General features: G+C 68.6%; 16 protein-coding genes. 5 read left to right on the top strand and 11 right to left on the bottom strand.

Features of this window, described 5'->3' with window-relative positions; all coding sequences use genetic code 11:
• Positions 1 to 87 precede the first annotated feature (87 nt).
• From OG787_RS36800 to OG787_RS36785, 4 genes are all read right to left on the bottom strand, one after another.
• On the bottom strand, positions 88 to 1,731 hold the full coding sequence (locus OG787_RS36800; RefSeq protein ID WP_405538143.1) for a cytochrome bc complex cytochrome b subunit: 1,644 nt from the start codon (positions 1,729 to 1,731) through the stop codon (positions 88 to 90).
• Positions 1,728 to 2,795, bottom strand: coding sequence for a Rieske 2Fe-2S domain-containing protein (locus tag OG787_RS36795; RefSeq protein ID WP_369037384.1), 1,068 nt, complete (start codon positions 2,793 to 2,795; stop codon positions 1,728 to 1,730). The genes OG787_RS36800 and OG787_RS36795 overlap by 4 nt, the downstream gene beginning before the upstream one ends.
• A complete protein-coding gene (locus OG787_RS36790; RefSeq protein ID WP_369037385.1) occupies positions 2,792 to 3,604 on the bottom strand; it encodes a c-type cytochrome in 813 nt (270 codons plus the stop codon). The genes OG787_RS36795 and OG787_RS36790 overlap by 4 nt, the downstream gene beginning before the upstream one ends.
• Before the next feature lie 84 nt (positions 3,605 to 3,688).
• Positions 3,689 to 4,309: a heme-copper oxidase subunit III gene (locus OG787_RS36785; RefSeq protein ID WP_369037386.1), complete on the bottom strand. Its 621-nt coding sequence runs from the start codon at positions 4,307 to 4,309 to the stop codon at positions 3,689 to 3,691.
• Positions 4,310 to 4,490: 181 nt separating this feature from the next.
• On the opposite strand from OG787_RS36785, the gene OG787_RS36780 reads away from it, so the two are divergent.
• Positions 4,491 to 4,892, top strand: coding sequence for a hypothetical protein (locus tag OG787_RS36780; RefSeq protein ID WP_369037387.1), 402 nt, complete (start codon positions 4,491 to 4,493; stop codon positions 4,890 to 4,892).
• 80 nt (positions 4,893 to 4,972) lie between these two features.
• Here the strand turns inward: OG787_RS36780 and OG787_RS36775 are convergent, their stop codons facing one another.
• From OG787_RS36775 to coxB, 4 genes are all read right to left on the bottom strand, one after another.
• On the bottom strand, positions 4,973 to 6,235 hold the full coding sequence (locus tag OG787_RS36775) for an Ig-like domain-containing protein (protein ID WP_369037388.1): 1,263 nt from the start codon (positions 6,233 to 6,235) through the stop codon (positions 4,973 to 4,975).
• 130 nt (positions 6,236 to 6,365) lie between these two features.
• Complete coding sequence (locus OG787_RS36770) at positions 6,366 to 6,764, bottom strand: cytochrome c oxidase subunit 4 (protein WP_369037389.1); 399 nt, start codon at positions 6,762 to 6,764, stop codon at positions 6,366 to 6,368.
• A complete protein-coding gene (ctaD, locus tag OG787_RS36765) occupies positions 6,761 to 8,497 on the bottom strand; it encodes a cytochrome c oxidase subunit I (RefSeq protein WP_405538142.1) in 1,737 nt (578 codons plus the stop codon). Before ctaD ends, OG787_RS36770 begins: the two co-directional genes overlap by 4 nt.
• Positions 8,494 to 9,486, bottom strand: a complete 993-nt coding sequence (gene coxB / locus OG787_RS36760; protein WP_405538141.1) for a cytochrome c oxidase subunit II — start codon at positions 9,484 to 9,486, stop codon at positions 8,494 to 8,496. Before coxB ends, ctaD begins: the two co-directional genes overlap by 4 nt.
• Positions 9,487 to 9,802: 316 nt before the next feature.
• On the opposite strand from coxB, the gene OG787_RS36755 reads away from it, so the two are divergent.
• A complete protein-coding gene (locus tag OG787_RS36755) occupies positions 9,803 to 11,179 on the top strand; it encodes a cysteine desulfurase/sulfurtransferase TusA family protein (RefSeq protein WP_369036771.1) in 1,377 nt (458 codons plus the stop codon).
• A 64-nt stretch (positions 11,180 to 11,243) separates the two neighbouring features.
• On the opposite strand, the gene OG787_RS36750 is transcribed toward OG787_RS36755, so the two are convergent.
• Complete coding sequence (locus tag OG787_RS36750; RefSeq protein ID WP_369036770.1) at positions 11,244 to 12,218, bottom strand: carbohydrate kinase family protein; 975 nt, start codon at positions 12,216 to 12,218, stop codon at positions 11,244 to 11,246.
• 136 nt (positions 12,219 to 12,354) lie between these two features.
• On the opposite strand from OG787_RS36750, the gene OG787_RS36745 reads away from it, so the two are divergent.
• A complete protein-coding gene (locus tag OG787_RS36745) occupies positions 12,355 to 12,570 on the top strand; it encodes a hypothetical protein (RefSeq protein ID WP_369036769.1) in 216 nt (71 codons plus the stop codon).
• A 180-nt stretch (positions 12,571 to 12,750) separates the two neighbouring features.
• Positions 12,751 to 14,325, top strand: a complete 1,575-nt coding sequence (locus OG787_RS36740) for a hypothetical protein (protein WP_405538140.1) — start codon at positions 12,751 to 12,753, stop codon at positions 14,323 to 14,325.
• Positions 14,326 to 14,412: 87 nt separating this feature from the next.
• Here OG787_RS36740 and OG787_RS36735 read toward each other — a convergent pair whose 3' ends face one another.
• Positions 14,413 to 14,769, bottom strand: coding sequence for an iron-sulfur cluster assembly accessory protein (locus OG787_RS36735; protein WP_369036767.1), 357 nt, complete (start codon positions 14,767 to 14,769; stop codon positions 14,413 to 14,415).
• A gap of 291 nt (positions 14,770 to 15,060) precedes the next feature.
• Between OG787_RS36735 and nadA the strand changes: the two genes are divergently transcribed.
• Positions 15,061 to 16,245: a quinolinate synthase NadA gene (gene nadA / locus OG787_RS36730; protein ID WP_369036766.1), complete on the top strand. Its 1,185-nt coding sequence runs from the start codon at positions 15,061 to 15,063 to the stop codon at positions 16,243 to 16,245.
• 34 nt (positions 16,246 to 16,279) lie between these two features.
• On the opposite strand, the gene OG787_RS36725 is transcribed toward nadA, so the two are convergent.
• A complete protein-coding gene (locus tag OG787_RS36725) occupies positions 16,280 to 18,547 on the bottom strand; it encodes a protein kinase domain-containing protein (RefSeq protein WP_405538139.1) in 2,268 nt (755 codons plus the stop codon).
• Positions 18,548 to 18,634 lie beyond the last annotated feature (87 nt).

Raw genomic sequence — 18,634 nt, 5'->3', positions numbered from 1 at the left:
CTCCCACCCTATCCAGCCAGGAGCACGGCGAAGGGCCCCGTCCGGTGATCGGACGGGGCCCTTCGACTGTGTGGCGAAGCGAGGGGATCAGTGGTGGCCGTGGCCGCTCGTGATCTCCTTGTACTCCTCGGCGGTCGGCTTGGCGATCTGGCCGTCCTCGCCGTAGTACGACTTGCTGAGCTTGGCCCGCAGCTTCTCCGGGCCCTTCACCTTGCGCTCGACACCGTTCTCGTCGACCGTCGCGCCGATCGCGGCCGGCTCGTACTGCTCGTGAGCCGTGAGCGTGTGCAGGGCCTCCTGGCTGAGCGGCTCGTGCACCTCGATGAACTCACCGTGCGGCAGGCGCTTGATGATGCCCGACTCGCGGCCGTGCAGCACCTTGTCCTTGTCGCGGCGCTGGAGGCCGAGGCAGATCCGCTTGGTGGCGATGAACGCGAGGACCGGGGCGACGAAGAACGCGATGCGTACGAACCAGGTGATCGCGTTGATCGACAGATGGAAGTGGGTGGCCCAGAGGTCGTTCCCACCACCGATCAGCAGCACCATGTACCAGGTGATCCACGCGACACCGAAGGCCGTACGGGTCGGCGCGTTGCGCGGGCGGTCCAGGATGTGGTGCTCGCTCTTGTCGCCGGTGACCCAGGACTCGATGAACGGGTAGACCGCGATCGCGACCAGGACCAGCGGGAAGATGATCAGCGGGATGAACACACCCAGGACGAGTGTGTGACCCCAGGCGTTGATCTCCCAGCCCGGCATGACACGGATCAGACCCTCGGAGAAGCCCATGTACCAGTCGGGCTGGGCGCCGGTGGACACCTGGTCCGGGCGGTAGGGGCCCATGGTCCAGATCGGGTTGATCGAGGCGATCGCCGCGATGACCGCGATGACACCGAAGACCAGGAAGAAGAAGCCTCCGGCCTTCGCCATGTAGACCGGCAGCAGCGGCATGCCGACGACGTTGTTGTTCGTCTTTCCGGGGCCCGCGAACTGCGTGTGCTTGTGGTAGAAGACCAGGATCAGGTGCGCCACCAGCAGGCCGAGCATGATGCCCGGCAGCAGCAGTACGTGGACCGAGTAGAAGCGGGCCACGAAGTCGCCGCCCGGGAACTCGCCGCCGAACAGGAAGAACGACAGGTACGTGCCCACGACCGGCACGGACAGGACCGCGCCCTCCATGAAGCGCACACCGGTGCCGGAGAGCAGGTCGTCCGGGAGCGAGTAGCCGGTGAACCCGGTGAACATGCCCAGGACGAACAGCAGGAACCCGAACACCCAGTTGACCTCGCGGGGCTTGCGGAACGCACCCGTGAAGAACACGCGCATCATGTGCACGAACATGCCGGCGAGGAAGATCAGCGCCGCCCAGTGGTGGATCTGCCGGATCAGCAGACCACCGCGCACATCGAAGGAGATGTGCATGGTCGAGTTGAACGCCTCGGACATCAGCTGGCCCTGGAGCGGGACGTAGCTGCCGTGGTACTCCACCTCGTTCATCGACGGGTGGAAGAACAGCGTCAGATACACACCCGTGAGGATGATGATGATGAAGCTGTAGAGGCAGACCTCGCCCAGCATGAACGACCAGTGGTCGGGGAAGATCTTGCGCATGTTGGCCTTGGCCAGGCCGTAGATGCCCAGCCGGCCGTCGGCCCAGTCGGCGACCCGCTCACCGGCGGGCGCCTTCTCGCGCGACGAACGCGCGTCCGTGGTGTTTGCCGTAGTGCTCATCCGCGCTCCCAGAAGGCAGGACCGACGGGCTCGGAGAAGTCGCCGAGCGCCTCAAGGTAGCCCTCGTCGTTCACACCGATGCGCAGCTGCGGCAGGGCGTGACCGGCGGGGCCGAAGATCACCCGGGCGCCGTCGGAGAGGTCGAAGGTGGACTGGTGGCAGGGGCAGAGCACGTGGTGCGTCTGCTGCTCGTACAGGGAGATCGGGCAACCGACGTGGGTGCAGATCTTCGAGTACGCCACGATGCCCTGGTAGGACCAGTCGAGTTCCTGCTTGTCCTTGATGTTGTCCGGCTGGATGCGGACGATCATCAGGGCGGCCTTGGCGATCTCGGTCTGGAACTCGTGGTCGTCCTCCTCCAGGCCCTCGGGCTTGGCGAAGGTGAGTGAACCGACCACGACGTCCGAGGGACGCAGCGGCTCGTTGGTGTTCATGTTGACGAGCAGCTTGCCCTTGGACCACAGGGTGTGGCGGAGCTTCGTCCCGGGCAGCGGGCCGAGGTCGCGGAGCAGGACGACGCCGGAGAGCGGGAACAGGGCCAGCGCGCCGAACATCGTGTTGCGGACCAGCTTGCGCCGGCCGATCGCGGACTCCTTGGCGCCCTGCTTGAAGTCGGCCAGGACCTTCGCCTTGACCTCGGGCGGCGCCGCGATCGCGTGCCGCTCGTCGACGAGTTCCTCGTCGGACATCAGGGTGCGGGCCCAGTGGACCGCGCCCGCGCCGATCGCGAAGAGCGCGATCCCGAGGGTCAGGCCCAGCGCGAAGTTCAGCGCGTTGATGTGCCCGATCGGGAAGACGTAGATCGCCTTGTCGTGCGGGATCCCGACGTACGAGGCGATGAAGCCGACGGTGGCCAGCATCGACAGCGTGAACATGAAGGCGACCGCGCGCTCGGACCGCTTGGCGGCCCGCTCGTCGATGTCCTGGACGCGGTGCTCGTGGGGCGGCAGCCCCGGGTCCGCGAACGGGTCCTTGTCGTCGGCTACGCCCACAGCACCGTGATTGTGCTGGTCGGTGGCCCGCTCGGCGGGCAGGTTCTCTTCTGGAATGTCTTGGCTACTCATGACTTCTTGGCCTTTGCGGTCCGAGCGGCGACCCAGACGGCGACCGCGATGAGCGCTCCGAGGCCGAAGATCCAGGCGAACAGGCCCTCACTGACCGGTCCGAGACCGCCCAGACCGAGACCGCCGGGCTCCACGGTGTCATCGCCGTTGACCGCGTCGAGGTACGCGATGATGTCCTTCTTGTTCTTCTCCGACAGCGTCGTGTCGGGGAAGGACGGCATGTTCTGCGGGCCGGTCTGCATGGCCTCGTAGATGTGCTTCGGGTCGACACCCTCAAGGTCCGGGGCGAACTTGCCGTGCGTGAGCGCACCGCCCTTGCCGGTGAAGTTGTGGCACTGGGCGCAGTTGGTCCGGAAGAGTTCGCCACCCTTGGCGATGTCCGCGCCGTCGGGGCCGTACTGCTCCTCGGTCGGCACGGACGGACCGGCGCCCAGCGACGCGATGAACGCCGCGAGCTGGTCGATCTCGGCCTGCGAGTAGATGTTCTTCTTCTTCGGGATCTGCGCGCCCTGCGAGGTCGCGGCCGGCATACGGCCGGTCGCCACCTGGAAGTCGACCGCCGCGGCGCCCACACCCACCAGGCTCGGACCGTCGGAGGTGCCCTGACCGCCGGTGCCGTGGCAGCTTGCGCAGCCCACGGAGTACAGCCGCTGCCCCTCGGTGATGGTGAGGGACTGGGCGGTTTCATCGGCCTCTGCCTTGCTCGCGGGTGCGAGTGTGGCGTACAGCCCCCCGACGGCCGCCAGCGCGATGAGTAGGACGACGACCGCCGCCAGCGGATGGCGTCGTCGTGCGGAGAGCTTTTTCACGGATTACCCCGGTGTCAGGATCTTCAGCGTCGAGTCTTCTGGGAGGTATCGGGCGGACCCGATGTGAGGATCGGGCGGGCCCGGCTACTTGATCATGTAGATCGTGGCGAAGAGCCCGATCCAGACGACGTCGACGAAGTGCCAGTAGTAGGACACGACGATCGCGGCGGTCGCCTGCTCATGAGTGAACCTTCGCGCCGCGTACGTCCTGCCGAGGACGAACAGGAAGGCGATGAGACCGCCGGTCACGTGCAGGCCGTGGAACCCGGTGGTCAGGTAGAACACCGAGCCGTACGGGTCCGACGAGAGCGAGAGGCCCTCGTGCTTGACCAGTTCGGTGTACTCGAAGACCTGACCGCCGATGAAGATCGCACCCATCACGAAGGTGACGATGAACCACATCCGGAGCTTCTTCACATCACCGCGCTCGGCGGCGAACACGCCGAGCTGGCAGGTGAGGGAGGAGAGCACCAGGATCGTGGTGTTGGCCGCCGAGAACGGGAAGTTCAGGTTGGAGGCCATCTCCTTCCAGTGATCCGGACCGGTCACCGATCGCAGGGTGAAGTACATCGCGAAGAGGGCCGCGAAGAACATCAGCTCGGAACTCAGCCAGATGATGGTTCCGACGCTGGTGAGGTTCGGCCGGTTGACCGACGGGTGCGCGTGCCCGGTTTCTACTGTCGTTGCTGTCGCCACGACCGACATTATGTCGGTCGCTTATCCCGCCCTCACCCCGGGGGGTGCCGTTCGGAGTGTTGGTGGGGTGTGTCCAGCCCGTATGGCCCATCGGACAGCCGTGTGAGCGGTGTTCCGACGGTGTTCAGACCGGGGGTCCGAAGGAGTAGCATCCGGCTGTCCGTACGACGCTGATGTCTCGGAGGGAACAATGCAGCCGACCGCCACGGTGCTGGTCTACAGCGACGACTCCAACACCCGCGAGCAGGTGCGGTTGGCGACGGGGCGGCGGCCTGCGCCGGATGTTCCCGCCGTCGAGTTCCTTGAGTGTGCGACTCCCGCTGCTGTCCTCAGGGAGTTGGACAAGGGCGGGATCGATGTGTGCGTGCTTGATGGTGAGGCCGTGCCCATGGGGGGCATGGGGATGTGCCGGCAGATCAAGGACGAGGTGTTCCAGTGTCCGCCGGTGCTGTTGCTGATCGGGCGGCCTCAGGATGCGTGGCTGGCGACGTGGTCTCGGGCGGACTCGGCGGTCACCTTGCCGGTGGATCCGGTGGAGTTCGCTTCTGCGTTGGCTTCTTTGTTGCGTTCGCGGAAGGCACTCAGCGCCTAGTGGGGTGGGGCGTTCGGTTCGTTGGCGGGTGCTGCGCCGTAGTGGCTTGTCGCGCAGTTCCCCGCGCCCCTGAAGGCTCCTCAGGCTGACGCCGGTCGTAGTCTTGCCGTCTGGACAGTGGTCTGGCCTGCTGTTGTGCCGTTTGTCAGGGCGCTTCCCGCTTGCCACTTCTGCCAGTCGAGGTTCCAGTCGCCGAAGCCGTTGCCGAAGGTTTCCATGGTGTCGCCGTAGGAGTTGACGACCTTGACGACGTCGCCCTCGCGGACGTTGTCGAAGAACCACTCGGCGTTGCCGGTGCTCATTCCGGTGCAGCCGTGGCTGACGTTGGCGGAGCCCTGGGAGCCGACGGACCAGGGGGCGGCGTGGACGTACTCGCCGCTCCAGGTCACCCGGGTGGCGTAGTAGACCGGCAGGTCGTAGGACTCGGCACTGCCCTCGGCTATGCCGATACTGGTGCCGCGCATGCGTACGAAGTACTCCTTGCCGAGTACGACCTTGACGCCGTTGCGGGTCTCGAAGCCGGGCTTGCCCGTGGTGACCGGGATGGTGTTGATCACCTCGTCGTTCTTGTAGACGGTCATCTCGTGGGACGACGCGTCCGTGACGGCGACGACCCGGTCGCCGGTGGTGAACTTCAGGGGCTTGGCCGTGCCGCCCCAGAGGCGGTCGGCGACCTTGATGCCGGGCAGGTTGCTGTGCACCCGGACGGTGGCCTTGGCGGGCCAGTACTCCTTGGGCCGGTAGTGGAGTTCCTTGTCGTCCACCCAGTGCCACGCGCCCTCGACGGCGGGGGTCGAGTCCACCTTGAGGGCGCGCTCGACTATCGCGCGCTGCGCCTTCTCCCGTACGGGCTGGCTGAGTTCGGCCGTCACCGGCCGGCCCACGCCGTAGGTGCCCGCCTTCGGGCCGAAGGTGACGTTCAGGCGCTTCTTGGTGGTGGGCCTGCTGGTGTCGAAGGCGATGGTCTCGCGGCCGGGGGCCCCGTCCTCGTCCTCGGTGCTCACGTGGACCGTGTAGCGGGCGCCCGCGGCCAGGGGTGAGGTGCTGTGCCAGCGGCTGCCGTCGGCGGAGAGTTCGCCCGCCACGTAGCGTCCGGTCGCGTCGACGGCCGTGACGTCCGTGATGCGGCCGTCGGAGTCCTCGGAGGTGACCTCCAGGGGCTTGTCCGGGTCGGCCTTCTTCCCGTCGTCGAGGGAGCCGCCGAAGGAGATCTGCTCAGCCGCGTCGTACGGCTTCGCCGAGAGGGGGTGGCCGTCTGACCCGCAGGCGGTGGCGGACGCGCCCAGGGCGGCCACCAGGAGGGTGCAGCTGACGACCGTACGGTTACGCGGTGAGTGGCTCATGCCCTCACGCTAAGAACGTACGTCGGCCTCGGCGCGGCGGGTGATCCGTGCGAGGGAACGTGGGTGTGGCAAAAGAGGGAGCCCGGACCCTCCTGACGGAGTGTCCGGGCTCTCTCGGGTACCGAGCGTGTTACTGGGTGCGGTTCTCACCGCGGTAGTACTCGAAGACCCAGCCCCACAGGCCGATCAGGAGCAGCGGGGCCGCGAAGTACGCCAGCCACCAGCCGATCGCGACGCTCAGGAAGAGCAGCGCGCCGCCGATCGCCAGCGAGAGCGGCTGCCAGCTGTGCGGGCTGAAGAACCCGACCTCGCCGGCGTCGTCCGCGATGTCCGCTTCCTTGTTGTCCTGGGCGCCCACGTCGACCCGCCGGGCCGTGAAGGCCAGGTAGTAGCCGACCATGATGCACAGGCCGAAGGCGAGGAAGAGCGCCGTGGTGCCCGCCGGCTCCTTCGACCACACGCCGTAGACGATCGCCATGGCGAGGACGAAGACGGCGAGCCAGATGAACATCTTGCCCTGGACCTTCACTTGCCCGCCTCCTTGCCGCCGACGAGGGCCTTCTCGCCGTGACCGGCGTTCTCCAGCTGGTCGAGTGCGGCGATCTCCGGGTGGTGCAGGTCGAACGCCGGGGATTCACTGCGGATACGCGGCAGGGTGAGGAAGTTGTGGCGCGGGGGCGGGCAGGGCGTGGCCCACTCCAGGGAGCGGCCGTAGCCCCACGGGTCGTCGACCTCGACCTTCTTGCCGTACTTGGCGGTCTTCCAGACGTTGTAGAAGAACGGGAGGACCGAGAGGCCGAGCAGGAACGAGCTGATCGTCGAGATCGTGTTCAGGGCCGTGAAGCCGTCGGCCGCGAGATAGTCCGCGTACCGGCGCGGCATGCCTTCGGCGCCCAGCCAGTGCTGGACGAGGAAGGTGCCGTGGAAGCCGATGAACAGCGTCCAGAACGTGATCTTGCCGAGGCGCTCGTCGAGCATCTTGCCGGTCATCTTCGGCCACCAGAAGTGGAAGCCGGAGAACATCGCGAACACCACCGTGCCGAACACCACGTAGTGGAAGTGGGCGACGACGAAGTAGGAGTCCGAGACGTGGAAGTCCATCGGGGGCGAGGCCAGGATGACCCCGGTCAGGCCGCCGAAGGTGAAGGTGATGAGGAAGCCGGTGGCCCAGAGCATCGGGGTCTCGAAGGACAGGGAGCCCTTCCACATGGTTCCGATCCAGTTGAAGAACTTCACGCCGGTTGGGACGGCGATGAGGAACGTCATGAAGGAGAAGAACGGGAGGAGGACGCCGCCGGTGACGTACATGTGGTGGGCCCACACCGTCACGGACAGACCCGCGATGGCGATGGTGGCGCCGATCAGGCCCATGTAGCCGAACATCGGCTTGCGGGAGAAGACCGGGATGACCTCGCTGATGATGCCGAAGAACGGCAGGGCGATGATGTACACCTCTGGATGCCCGAAGAACCAGAACAGGTGCTGCCAGAGCAACGCCCCGCCGTTCGCGGCGTCGAAGACATGTGCCCCGAATTTCCGATCCGCCTCCAGCGCGAAGAGCGCGGCGGCGAGGACGGGGAAGGCGAGCAGGACCAGGACCGCGGTCAGCAGCACGTTCCACACGAAGATCGGCATGCGGAACATGGTCATGCCGGGGGCGCGCATGCAGATGATGGTGGTGATGAAGTTGACCGCGCCGAGGATGGTGCCGAAGCCGGAGAAGGCCAGGCCCATGATCCACAGGTCGGCGCCGATGCCCGGGGAGCGGACGGCGTCGGAGAGCGGGGAGTAGGCGAACCAGCCGAAGTCGGCCGCGCCGGAGGGGGTGAGGAAGCCGCCGACGGCGATGAGCGAGCCGAACAGGTAGAGCCAGTAGGCGAACATGTTCAGCCGCGGGAAGGCGACGTCGGGGGCGCCGATCTGGAGCGGCATGATCCAGTTGGTGAAACCGGCGAACAGCGGTGTCGCGAACATCAGCAGCATGATCGTGCCGTGCATCGTGAACGCCTGGTTGAACTGCTCGTTCGACATGATCTGAAGGCCCGGCCGGGCCAGCTCGGCGCGCATGAACAGCGCCATCACGCCACCGATGCAGAAGAACGCGAACGACGTCACCAGATACAGCGTGCCGATCGTCTTGTGGTCCGTCGTGGTGAGCCACTTGATGACCACGTTGCCGGGCTGCTTGCGCCGTACCGGCAGCTCGTTCTCGTACGAGTCCTCAGCTGCGGCGGCACCCTGGGGTTCGTTGAGGATGCTCACAGGTTTGTCGTCTCCCGGTTCTTCTCGTGGCTCGTCTGCGCGATGCCGGCGGGAATGTAACCGGTCTGCCCCTTCTTCGCGAGGTCCTTGAGGTGCTGCTCGTAGCGCTCGGGGGAGACGACCTTCACGTTGAACAGCATCCGGGAGTGGTCGACACCGCAGAGCTCCGCGCACTTGCCCAGGAAGGTCCCCTCCTTGTTGGGGGTCACCTGGAAGGCGTTGGTGTGGCCCGGGATGACGTCCTGCTTCATCAGGAACGGAACCACCCAGAAGGAGTGGATGACGTCACGCGAGGTGAGGACGAAGCGGACCGTCTTGCCCTTGGGGAGCCAGAGGGTCGGACCGGGGTTCCCGGTCTGCGGGTTCTTCGTCGCGGGCGTGCCGACATCGTAGACACCGCCGGCGTCGGCCGGGAAGTCCTTCTTGAACCGGTCCGGAATGGCGGCCAGGTTCTCGTCGGTGTTCGCGTCGCCGGTGGAACCCTCGACGTTCTCGATGTAGTTGAAGCCCCAGCTCCACTGGAAGCCGACGACGTTGACCGTCAGGTCGGGCTTCTTGGAGGTGTCGAGGAGCTTCGACTCGTCACGTGCCGTGAAGTAGAAGAGCACCGAGACGATGATCAGCGGAACCACGGTGTACAGCGCCTCGATGGGCATGTTGTACCGGGTCTGCGGGGGTACCTCGACCTTGGTGCGGCTGCGCCGGTGGAACATGGCGCTCCACAGGATCAGGCCCCAGACCAGCACGCCGGTGGCGAGCGCGGCTGCCCAGGATCCCTGCCACAGGGAGAGGATCCGCGGAGCCTCTTCCGTGGTGGGGGTGGGCATACCAAGGCGGGGGAAGTCCTTGTATGTGCAACCGGTCGCGGTCACCAGGACCAGGCCCGCAGTCATCGCCTGCAGCAGCTTCCGCCGCATCGGGCGCCGCGGCGTGGGGGTACCGCCCGCGCCCTTCAGGCAGCGGGGGAGGTCGGAGCCGTTGGGACTCACGTAGCGCCTTCCCGAGAGTCTCGCCCGCGCGGGTTGGCTGCGGCCTGCCTTCTGGGGGGTCGGTCGCCGCCCTGCGTCGGGCAGGGGTTTGGATGTTTATGCGGACCAAACCCTACTGGACGCAATTTGGGGTCGCGCGGGGAGGGTCCCCAACGCGCCGGGGGTCACCCCGAAGGGGTCTGACGAGGGGTTGGGCGCCTAAGGGGGTGGGGGGTTCTGATAGTTGGCGGGTGCGGCGCCGTCGTGGCCTGTCGCTCAGTTCCCCGCGCCCCTGGGTGGGACCTCGTACCCCTTCTCGAGGACTTAGCGTTGGGGTGTGTCCTACTTCGATGCCGCTTCCTCAGCCCCGCTCCACCCTGTTGCCCGGCAGGCTCTGTTGGCCTCGCTCGATGAGGGGTGGGCCGATCCCGCACGTTTGTACAGGGAGGGGCGGCGGGCTCGGATGTTGCTCGACGCGGCACGGGAGGCCGCGGCGGAGGCCGTTGGGTGCCGTACCGATGAACTGACGTTCATGTCGTCCGGTACGCGGGCGGTGCACGCGGGCATGGCGGGCGCTCTCGCGGGGCGGCGTCGCATCGGACGCCACCTGATCGTGTCAGCTGTCGAACACTCGTCGGTGCTCCATTCGGCGGAGGAGTGGGAGGCATCGGGCGGGGCGGTGACGACGGTCGCGGTGGATCGTGGCGGTGCCGTGGGCGTCGAGGGGTACGAGGACGCCGTACGGCCGGACACCGCGCTGGCCTGTCTTCAGTCGGCCAACCACGAGGTGGGGACCGAGCAGCCGGTCGCGGAGGTGGCCGAGGTGTGCCGGGCGGCCGGGGTGCCGTTGCTGGTGGACGCGGCGCAGTCGCTCGGGTGGGGGGCGGTGGCCGGGCCCTGGTCGTTGCTCACCGCCAGTGCCCACAAGTGGGGTGGGCCCTCCGGGGTCGGGCTGCTCGCCGTGCGCAAAGGGGTGCGGTTCGCGGTTCAAGGGCCCGTGGACGAGCGGGAGTCGGGGCGGGCGGCCGGGTTCGAGAACCTGCCGGCGATCGTCGCGGCGGCGGCTTCGCTGCGTGCCGTACGGGCCGAGGCGGCCCAGGAGGCGGTACGGCTGCGGGAGCTGACGGAGCGGATCCGGGCGCGGGTGCCTCAGCTGGTCCCGGACGTGGAGGTGGTCGGCGATCCGGTGCGGCGACTGCCCGGTGTCGTCACCTTCTCCTGTCTCTATGTCGACGGGGAGACTCTGCTGCACGAGCTGGACCGGGAGGGTTTCTCCGTCTCGTCCGGATCCTCCTGCACGAGCAGCACCCTGACGCCGAGCCACGTACTGCGCGCGATGGGCGTACTGAGCGAGGGCAATGTGAGGGTGTCGCTGCCCGTCGGGACCCCGGCCGAGGACGTCGAACGGTTCCTGACCGTCCTGCCGGGCGCGGTGGCGACCGTACGGGAGAAGCTGGGCGCGCCTGCTCCGGTGACGGTACGGGAGGAGGACACCCTCGTCGTGGACGCCCTCGGCAAGCGCTGCCCGATCCCGGTGATCGAGCTGGCGAAGGTCATCGGCGACGTCCCGGTGGGCGCCACGATCCGCGTCCTCTCGGACGACGAGGCAGCCCGCCTGGACATCCCCGCGTGGTGCGAGATGAGGGGCCAGGAGTACGCCGGTGAGGAGCCGGCGGAAGGAGGAACGGCCTATCTGGTCCGCCGGTTGAGCTGACCGACCCCTTTCAGGGGCGCGGGGAACTGCGCGACCAGCCCCCACGCGCCCGCAGACAGCAAACTCAGCCCAGATGCCCCTGAACCTCCACCGCGGCGTCATCCCCATACGCCTTACGGAACCGCTCCATGAAGTGACCCCGCCGCAACTGGTACTCCTGCGTACCCACCGTCTCGATGACGAGAGTCGCCAGCATGCAACCGACCTGCGCCGCCCGCTCCAGCGAAACCCCCCACGCCAGCCCCGACAGGAACCCCGCCCGGAACGCGTCGCCGACACCCGTCGGCTCGACCTTCGCCTCCTCGTCCGGGCAGCCGACCTCGATCGGGTCCTCGCCGGCACGCTCGATGCGTACGCCCCGTGCGCCGAGCGTGGTGACCCGGGTGCCGACCTTGCCGAGGATCTCGCTGTCGGACCAGCCGGTCTTGGACTCGATGAGGCCCTTCTCGTACTCGTTCGAGAAGAGGTACGCGGCGCCCTCCAGCAGGACCTTGATGTCGTCGCCGCCCATGCGGGCGATCTGCTGGGAGAAGTCCGCGGCGAACGGGATGGACCGGGTGCGGCACTCCTCGGTGTGGCGGAGCATCGCCTCCGGGTCGTCCGCGCCGATCGAGACCAGGTCGAGGCCGCCGACGCGGTCGGCGACGGTCTTCAGCTCGATGAGCCGGGCCTCGCTCATCGCGCCGGTGTAGAAGGAGCCGATCTGGTTGTGGTCGGCGTCGGTGGTGCACACGAAACGCGCGGTGTGCAGCGTCTCGGAGATACGCACCGAGCCGGTGTCCACGCCATGGCGGTCCAGCCAGGCGCGGTACTCGTCGAAGTCGGCGCCGGCGGCCCCGACCAGGATCGGCCTGGTGCCGAGCTGGCCCATGCCGAAGGCGATGTTCGCACCCACGCCACCCCGGCGTACGTCGAGGTTGTCGACCAGGAAGGAGAGCGAGACCGTGTGCAGCTGGTCCGCTACGAGCTGGTCGGCGAAACGGCCGGGGAAAGTCATGAGGTGGTCGGTGGCGATGGAGCCGGTGACTGCGATACGCACGACGAGGACACTCTCCTGCAAGGGGAGGCGGGATTGACAGTTCACGCTACCCGGTCGGCCCGTGCGCGCTGTAGCAGGCAAAACTACCCGATAGTAGATCTTTCTCGGACGGGTATCCGGTGCATACGGTTCCGGTATGACGAACTTCAAGGTCAACCCGGTCCAGCAGGTGCGCCACGACCTCGAAGGCGGCCTGGCCTCCCTGCGCGGCGACTGCGCCCGGATGGCACCGCACTGGGCGGCTCCGGACCGGGTCGTCACCCTGCCCGTCTCTCCGTCCCGTATCCATGGAGTGACGGTCCCGCCCGCCTCGGCCCGGCTGGTGGACGCGATGCCGGAGTACGGCGACTGACGGGCGGCGACCGGCTCCACCCCGCCGACCAGCGCTCGACGGGAACCGTGCGCTCCCCCGTTGCGTCCCATCGCTGTCCCCCGTAAAGAGGACGCGGTGTACGACCCCACGGTGCCTGTCGGTGACAGGACCGGGCCGGTCGGGACAGCCGGGACAGCTGGGAGCCGAAGGAGCGATGCGGTGAACACCGAGCGACCCGATCACGACGACGCCGACGACAAGGCCCCCGAGGCCGACGCCGGCGGCACCACCGAGGCCGTACCGGAGGAGAGCGGCGCCGAGGAGCGCCCGTCCCCGCGCCGGTCCCCGGTGCTCGTCGCCTCGGTCGCCGCCGCGGTCCTGCTCGTCGGGGGCGGCGGGGCGTACCTCGCCACCAGCGCGACCGGCGGCTCGGGCGGCGACGGCCGTACGGACAACACCGCGGCGCCGGGCGGCGACGGCACCACTCCCCCGGCGCTGGCCCTCGACGGCTACACCGGGGGCGACGGCACGGGCGGTACGAGCGGAATCGCGCCCGGCGAGCCCGACCCGAACGGCGTGACCTATCGCGCCGACGGCACGCTGCCCGCCGGGCCCGCCTCCGCGCCCGTGTACTCGACGGCGGAGGACGAGATCACCGCCGCCGAGGTGACCCGGCTGGCCAAGGCGCTCGGCGTCGAGGGGAAGCCGGTCACGGAGGCCGAGAGCTGGCTGGTCGGCGCGGCGAAGGACGGGACGGGTCCGGTACTGCGGGTGAACAAGCAGGCGCCGGGGACCTGGTCCTTCAGCCGGTATCTCGCGGGTGGCACCGACAACTGCGAGAGCACGACCGTGTGCACGCAGAACTCCGGCGACGAGACGACCGTCGAGCCGGTGAGCGAGGCGGTGGCGAAGAAGGCCGCGCTGCCGATCCTGAAGGCGGTCGGCCAGGACGACGCGAAGCTCGACGCGAGCCAGCTCATGGACACCCAGCGGGTGGTGAACGCCGACCCGGTGGTCGGCGGGCTGCCGACGTACGGCTGGACGACGGGCATCCAGGTCAGCGCGCAGGGCGAAGTGGTGGGCGGCAGCGGCCAGTTGGCGACGCCGGTGAAGGGTGACACCTATCCGGTGCTCGGCGCCAAGGCGACGCTGGCCCTGCTCAACGAGCCCGGTGCGGTGACGACTCCCGAGCCCCGCATGGGCATCGGGGGCTGCGCCACCCCCGTACCGCTGAAGGACCGCCTGGAGGCGCCTTGCGGTACGACGACGCGGGCGAAGGAGTCGCTCACCGTCGACAAGGCGGTGTTCGGGCTGGCTTCGCACTCCGTTTCCGGGCGGCCGGCGCTGGTGCCGTCGTGGCTGTTCGAGGTACGGGCGGAGGGTGCCGCCGAGGGCTTCACGGTGACGTATCCGGCGGTCGACCCGAAGTATCTCGCCGGGGCCGGGACCAGTGCGGAGCCGTCTCCGACGGCCACGCCGACCGCGCCGGGCGAGGAGCCGACGTCCGGGACGACGACGCGTGACATGAAGATCGAGGGCTACACGGTCGCCGACGACGGCAAGGAGCTGACCGTGGGCTTCTGGGGCGGGGTGTGCAGCAAGTACTCGGCCTCGGCGGAGGAGAACGGCGAGGTGACGGTGACCGTGACCTCGACGACCGAGAAGGGCAAGGTCTGCATCATGCTCGCCAAGGCCACGTACGAGACTGTGCAACTGGACGAGCCCCTGGGTGACCGGAAGGTCGTCGGGGCGGACGGGCAGGCGATCCCCGAGGGCGACTTCGCCAAGAGGTGACCCTCGGCACAGATGAAGGCGGCGCCCCCGTCGGAGGGGGGCGCCGCCTTCCTGTTTGAACTATGGCCTGGCTGTGTGAACCATGGCCTAGCTGAAGGAGTCGCCGCAGGCGCAGGAGCCCGTCGCGTTCGGGTTGTCGATCGTGAAGCCCTGCTTCTCGATCGTGTCGACGAAGTCGATGGAGGCGCCGCCGAGGTAGGGGGCGCTCATGCGGTCGGTGACGACCTTGACGCCGCCGAAGTCCTTGAGAACGTCACCGTCGAGGGAACGCTCGTCGAAGAACAGCTGGTAGCGCAGACCCGAGCAACCGCCGGGCTGGACCGCGACACGCAGGGCGAGGTCCTCGCGGCCTTCCTGGTCGAGCAGGGCCTTGACCTTCGCCGCGGCGGCGTCGGACAGGATGATGCCGTCGGTGACGGTGCTGGTCTCGTCCGATACGGACATCTACATCTCTCCCGGGTTGTACGGAGACTGCTTGCCGACGAGTGCAACCGGCGAGGCCGCGGATTCATTCCGGGCCGAGAGTCTGTCTTACCGTTCTCACTTTTCGTTCTCCCTCCCATGCTCGCACACGCGCAGAAGCGCGAACAGCGACCTGTGGACAGGCTCCGGACAGGCTGCGGGATTCATGTCACATCGACGCTATGGACCTCGTCAAAGTGACGTGAAGGGCTTACCATAGATAGCGTCAATTCGACGAAAAGGCAGCCCCGCAGAACAGAAAGGGTGCGTGTCGTGACCACCGCCCAGACCCAGGAACTCGACGTACAGCCGTCGCCCCTCGCCCTGCTGCTCCTCGGCCGTGAGGCCGACCCGCGGAGCGAGCGTGGCGTCGAGTGTCCCGGCGACCTGCCCTCCCCCTCCGACCCGGACCTGGTGGCACGTGCCCGTGCGGCCAAGGAGAAGCTCGGCAACAAGGTCTTCGTGCTCGGCCATCACTACCAGCGCGACGAGGTCATCCAGTTCGCGGACGTCACGGGCGACTCGTTCAAGCTGGCCCGGGACGCGGCGGCGCGGCCTGAGGCGGAGTACATCGTGTTCTGCGGTGTGCACTTCATGGCGGAGTCGGCGGACATCCTGACCGGCGACGAGCAGAAGGTGGTCCTGCCCGACCTGGCCGCCGGCTGCTCGATGGCCGACATGGCGACGGCCGAGCAGGTCGCCGAGTGCTGGGACGTCCTGACGGAGGCCGGGGTGGCCGAACAGGTCGTGCCGGTGTCGTACATGAACTCCTCGGCGGACATCAAGGCGTTCACCGGGAAGCACGGCGGCACGATCTGCACGTCGTCCAATGCCGAGCGCGCCCTTGAATGGGCGTTCGAGCAGGGCGAGAAGGTCCTGTTCCTGCCGGACCAGCACCTGGGCCGCAACACGGCCGTACGGGACATGGGCATGTCGCTCGACGACTGCGTCCTGTACAACCCGCACAAGCCCAACGGCGGTCTGACGGCGGAGCAGCTGCGCGACGCCAAGATGATCCTGTGGCGCGGCCACTGCTCGGTGCACGGGCGGTTCTCGCTGGACTCGGTGAACGACGTCCGGGAGCGCATCCCCGGTGTGAACGTCCTGGTCCACCCGGAGTGCAAGCACGAGGTGGTCGAGGCGGCGGACTACGTCGGCTCGACCGAGTACATCATCAAGGCCCTGGAGGCGGCCCCGGCCGGTTCCAAGTGGGCCATCGGGACCGAGCTGAACCTGGTACGCCGGCTGGCGAACCGTTTCGCGCCCGAGGGCAAGGAGATCGTCTTCCTCGACAAGACGGTCTGCTTCTGCTCGACGATGAACCGCATCGACCTCCCCCACCTGGTCTGGACCCTGGAGTCCCTGGCCGAGGGCAAGCTGGTGAACCAGATCTCGGTGGACCGGGAGACGGAGGCGTTCGCGAAGCTGGCGCTGGAGCGGATGCTGGCGCTGCCGTAGGGCCTGTTCCCGCCTCGGGCCCCGTGCCCCGCTGTCACCCCGAGACGGGTTTCCGCTCGGGGTGCGCGGGGTCGAGGCTGAAGACGGTGCCGTCCGGGGTGGCCGCGATCAGCGCGCCGCCGTACGGCAGCACCGCGGGCTTGATCGCGTCGCCGTTCGTCACCTGCTCGACGCGCGCGGGCGTCTCCCAGAGCAGCGTGCCCTTGGCCGCGTCGAGCGCCGCGACCCGGCCGCTGGGGCTGGCCGCGTACACGGTGCGGGTCCCGGCGTCGTAGGTGGGCGGGCCGGAGTGCTCGACGCCGGTCCGGGTCGTCCACAGCTGCTCGCCGGTCAGCGGGGACACGGCGCTCACCTGGCCGTCGGCCCCGGTGATCCAGAGGGTGTCGGCGGCCAGTGTCACCGAGCCCGTGTAGGGCTTCGCCGGTGTCGTCGTGGTGCTCGCCCCGGTGTCCGGGTCCACCAGCAGGAACGTGCCGGACGTCCCGTCCTCGGCGGACGCCTGTCCGTCGGTTCCCGCCGCCAGGACGACCAGCTTGCCGCCGGCGGCACCGAGCAGGACGGTCTGGTACGGGACCTTGAACCGCTGGACCACCGAGCCGTCGGACAGGTCCAGCCGGAGGATCTCGGCGGTCCGGGGGTCGTCCGTCATCGGGAGGCAGTGCGCGTACAGGCCGGTGCCGACGGTGGTGAACGTGCAGTAGGTGCCGGCGGGCAGTTGTGTGGTCCAGCGGTCGGAGCCGGTGCGCGGGGAGCGGGCCGTCACCAGCCGGCCCTCGGCGTCGGTGGTCATGACGAGGTCGCCGGTCAGGGCCGCCTCGATGTTGGTGTCGTTCACCTCACGGGACCACAGCTCGTCGCCGCTCTCCGTGTCGAGGGCGATCACGCGGGTCGTCGCGTCGACGGAGTTCTCGTCCGCGTAGGCGGCGTACCGGACGAGCATCGCGCCGTCCCGCACCCCGAGGAGCGCGAAGTCGTTCCGGCCCCCGCCGCCTCCTTCGGCGGCGGTCGCGAGGGAGGAGCGCCAGACGGTGGCGCCGGTGAGGGCGTCCAGACGTACGGGCAGGATGCTGCTGCCCGCGCAGTAGACGGCGTCCTCGTACCGCTGGCAGGTGGAGTCGCCCCGGTTGCCGTTCTCGGTGCCCAGCGGGTTGACCTCGCCCCGCTGGGCCGTCTCCAGCACCGTCGTCTGCCAGGGCTGCCAGCCTCTGGGGGCCGCCGACCAGCGGGAGCCCGCGACCGGGGCGGTGCTCACCGAGGAGTCGTCCGCGAAGCCCGGCCCGAACCGGATGTACCAGCCCGTCCCCAGGACCAGCACGCCCAAGGTGCAGACCGTCGCCAGCACCGGGCGGACCCGGCGGCCCCTGCGCCCCCGTGCGCGCCTGGCCGCGGCCCGGGTGGGCGCCGCCGGGTCGGCACCACCGGCGTGGGTCTCCTCGATGGTCCGCAGCACGTCCCGGCGGAGCGTCACGGTGCCCGGATCACCGGGGTCGGGTTCGGGCAGGACCGCCGCGAACTCCAGGGCCAGCGCGTCGAGTCCGGGCCGGTCGGCGGCCTCCTTGGTCAGACAGCGCTCCAGGACCGCGCGCAACGGCTGCGGTACGCCGTCCAGTTCGGGCGACTCGTGGACGACCCGGAAGGCGGTCATGTAGGGGCTGTCGGCGTCGAACGGGCCGCGTCCGGTGGCCGAGAAGACCAGGAGCGCCCCGAGGGAGAAGACGTCCGAGGCGGGCCCTACCTTGCGGGCGTCGGTGAACTGCTCCGGTGACATGAAGGGCGGGGTGCCGATCATCTGGCCGGTCTCGGTCAGGGTCTGGTGGTTCTCGGCGGCTCGGGAGATGCCGAAGTCGATGACACGGGGGCCGTCGTCGGCCAGCAGGACGTTCGCCGGCTTCAGGTCCCGGTGGACGACCCCGGCCCGGTGGATGTCCCGCAGCGCCTCGACCAGCCCGAGGGCCAGTTGGCGCAGTTCGGCCGGGCGGAGGGCGCCGCCTTCGCGGATCCGGTCGGCGAGGGAGCGTCCCGGCACGTACTGGGTGGCCATCCAGGGGCGTACCGCCTCGGGGTCGGCGTCCACGACAGGTGCGGTGAAGGCGCCGCTCACCTTGCGGACGGACTCGATCTCCTGCCGGAAGCGGGCGCGGAAGACCTTGTCCTCGGCGTACTGGGCGTGCACGACCTTGACGGCGACCTCACGCCCGGAGCGTGATCTGCCCCGGTAGACGATGCCCATGCCGCCGGAGCCGAGCCGGTCGACCAATTTGTACCCGCCGACCGATTTCGGGTCCTCCTTGTGCAGCAGCACGCCCGAATTCCCCTTCCCGTGTACGGCAGTTCGAGCCACACAATACGGAACCCGATCACGCCGACGGCCGGGTACCGAACCTTTGGG

This window comes from Streptomyces sp. NBC_00075 (assembly GCF_045041225.1).
GTDB classification, from domain to species: domain Bacteria; phylum Actinomycetota; class Actinomycetes; order Streptomycetales; family Streptomycetaceae; genus Streptomyces; species Streptomyces adonidis.
Note: the sequence above shows the minus strand (reverse complement) of the source record. Positions and strands in the feature narration are given on the sequence as shown.

What these genes read in the sequence shown, in the direction of transcription:
- OG787_RS36800 (WP_405538143.1), bottom strand. Translation starts at nt 1,731, where the DNA reads ATGAGCACTACGGCAAACACCACGGACGCGCGTTCGTCGCGCGAGAAG.
- OG787_RS36795 (WP_369037384.1), bottom strand. Translation starts at nt 2,795, where the DNA reads ATGAGTAGCCAAGACATTCCAGAAGAGAACCTGCCCGCCGAGCGGGCC.
- OG787_RS36785 (WP_369037386.1), bottom strand. Translation starts at nt 4,309, where the DNA reads ATGTCGGTCGTGGCGACAGCAACGACAGTAGAAACCGGGCACGCGCAC.
- OG787_RS36780 (WP_369037387.1), top strand. Translation starts at nt 4,491, where the DNA reads ATGCAGCCGACCGCCACGGTGCTGGTCTACAGCGACGACTCCAACACC.
- OG787_RS36775 (WP_369037388.1), bottom strand. Translation starts at nt 6,235, where the DNA reads ATGAGCCACTCACCGCGTAACCGTACGGTCGTCAGCTGCACCCTCCTG.
- OG787_RS36745 (WP_369036769.1), top strand. Translation starts at nt 12,355, where the DNA reads ATGACGAACTTCAAGGTCAACCCGGTCCAGCAGGTGCGCCACGACCTC.
- OG787_RS36735 (WP_369036767.1), bottom strand. Translation starts at nt 14,769, where the DNA reads ATGTCCGTATCGGACGAGACCAGCACCGTCACCGACGGCATCATCCTG.